Annotated in this window: 1 protein-coding gene; it reads left to right on the plus strand. The window is 49.6% G+C overall.

The window, feature by feature from the left end; all coding sequences use genetic code 11:
• The first annotated feature begins 66 nt into the window (after window positions 1-66).
• Window positions 67-2,532, plus strand: a complete 2,466-nt coding sequence (locus PX482_RS06970; RefSeq protein ID WP_002732350.1) for an ATP-dependent Clp protease ATP-binding subunit — start codon at window positions 67-69, stop codon at window positions 2,530-2,532.

A 2,532-nucleotide genomic window follows, 5' to 3' on the forward strand; every position in this document is an offset into this window, starting at 1 on the left:
GCTAAACTAAAAAGCCGTGCTAAAATCAGCATATCTAGGGTCGCTTGTGTAGGTGATGGATAGGCTATGTTTGAAAGATTTACGGAAAAAGCCATTAAAGTAATCATGCTCGCCCAAGAAGAAGCCCGCCGCCTTGGCCATAACTTCGTGGGAACAGAGCAGATTTTACTAGGACTAATTGGAGAGGGAACGGGAGTTGCCGCCAAAGTCCTCAAGTCCATGGGTGTCAATCTCAAAGATGCGCGCGTGGAGGTGGAGAAAATCATCGGTCGCGGTTCCGGATTCGTAGCCGTGGAAATTCCCTTCACCCCCAGAGCCAAACGAGTTTTAGAACTCTCCCTCGAAGAAGCCCGTCAACTGGGCCATAACTATATTGGCACAGAACATCTCCTTTTAGGACTAATTCGCGAAGGGGAAGGTGTGGCCGCTAGGGTTCTGGAAAATCTCGGGGTGGATCTCTCGAAAGTTCGCACCCAAGTGATCAGAATGTTAGGGGAAACCGCCGAAGTGGCCGCCGGTTCATCTTCCCAAGGTCGCACTAAAACCCCCACTCTTGACGAATTCGGTTCCAATCTCACCCAAATGGCCAGCGAGGGTAAACTCGATCCCGTGGTCGGCCGGCAAAAGGAAATCGAGCGCGTCATCCAAATTCTCGGTCGTCGTACCAAAAATAACCCAGTCCTAATCGGAGAACCGGGGGTAGGTAAAACAGCGATCGCAGAAGGATTGGCCCAACGCATCGCTAACAAGGATATTCCCGACATTCTCGAAGAAAAACGGGTTGTCACCCTCGATATCGGCTTGTTAGTGGCGGGAACCAAATATCGCGGCGAATTTGAGGAACGCCTCAAAAAAATCATGGACGAAATTCGCCAAGCGGGTAACGTCGTCCTTGTTATCGATGAAGTTCATACTCTCATCGGTGCCGGGGCAGCCGAAGGAGCGATCGATGCGGCCAATATTCTCAAACCGGCTTTGGCCCGGGGAGAACTACAATGTATCGGGGCGACGACCTTGGATGAGTACCGCAAACATATCGAACGGGATGCGGCTCTAGAAAGACGTTTTCAACCGGTTATGGTCGGTGAACCCTCCGTAGAAGAAACGATCGAAATTCTCTACGGTCTCCGGGAACGCTACGAACAGCACCACAAATTAAAAATCCTAGACGAAGCACTAGAAGCGGCGGCGAAATTGTCCGATCGCTACATTAGCGATCGCTTTTTACCGGACAAGGCGATCGATTTAATCGATGAAGCTGGTTCGAGAGTGCGCTTGATTAATTCCCAATTGCCCCCAGCAGCCAAGGAATTAGATAAAGAACTGCGGCAAATTCTCAAACAAAAAGATGATGCGGTGCGCGGTCAAGACTTCGAGAAAGCCGGGGAATTGCGCGATCGGGAAATGGAAATCAAAACCCAGATACGGAATCTCGCTTCCACCAAAAAAGGCGAAGATGGCAACGATGAACCCTTTGTGGATGCCGAGGAAATCGCTCACATCGTCGCTTCTTGGACTGGGGTTCCCGTCAACAAACTGACCGAAACCGAATCCGAGAAACTGCTGCACATGGAAGATACCCTGCATCAGCGTCTCATCGGTCAAGAGGACGCGGTTAAAGCGGTGTCTCGTGCCATTCGTCGCGCTCGCGTCGGTCTGAAAAATCCCAACCGTCCCATTGCTTCCTTTATCTTCTCCGGTCCAACGGGGGTAGGTAAAACCGAGTTAACTAAAGCTCTGGCCGCTTATTTCTTTGGTTCCGAAGATGCGATGATCCGTCTCGATATGTCGGAATACATGGAACGGCACACGGTTTCTAAGTTAATCGGTTCGCCTCCGGGTTACGTTGGTTACAACGAAGGGGGACAATTAACGGAAGCGGTGCGTCGTCGTCCTTATACGGTGGTGCTATTCGACGAAATCGAAAAAGCTCACCCCGATGTCTTCAATATGCTTCTGCAAATCCTTGAAGATGGACGTTTGACCGATGCCAAAGGTCGCACGGTGGACTTTAAAAATACCCTGTTGATCATGACCTCGAACATCGGTTCTAAGGTGATCGAGAAGGGTGGCGGTGGTTTAGGTTTCGAGTTTGCCGATAATCAAGCCGAGGCCCAGTATAATCGCATTCGATCGCTGGTTAATGAGGAATTAAAACAGTATTTCCGCCCTGAATTCCTCAACCGTCTTGATGAGATTATTGTCTTCCGTCAACTCAATAAGGAAGAAGTCAAGGAAATCGCCGAAATCCTGCTCAAGGATGTGTTTAAACGTCTGACAGAACAAAATATTACTTTGTCTGTTACTGATAAGTTTAAAGAACGCTTGATCGAGGAAGGTTATAATCCGGCCTACGGCGCTCGTCCCTTACGTCGTGCGATTATGCGTCTATTGGAAGATGTTCTGGCTGAGGAAATTCTCTCCGGACGGGTTTCTGATGGGGATACTGCCATGGTCGATATCGATGAGGAAGGTAAGGTGAAAGTTATTTCGGGGGAAAGACGCGAGTTAATCGCTCCCGTGATCGAATAA

The sequence above is a fragment of the Microcystis sp. M53602_WE12 genome, assembly GCF_030065455.1.
Taxonomy (GTDB): Bacteria; Cyanobacteriota; Cyanobacteriia; order Cyanobacteriales; family Microcystaceae; genus Microcystis; species Microcystis aeruginosa.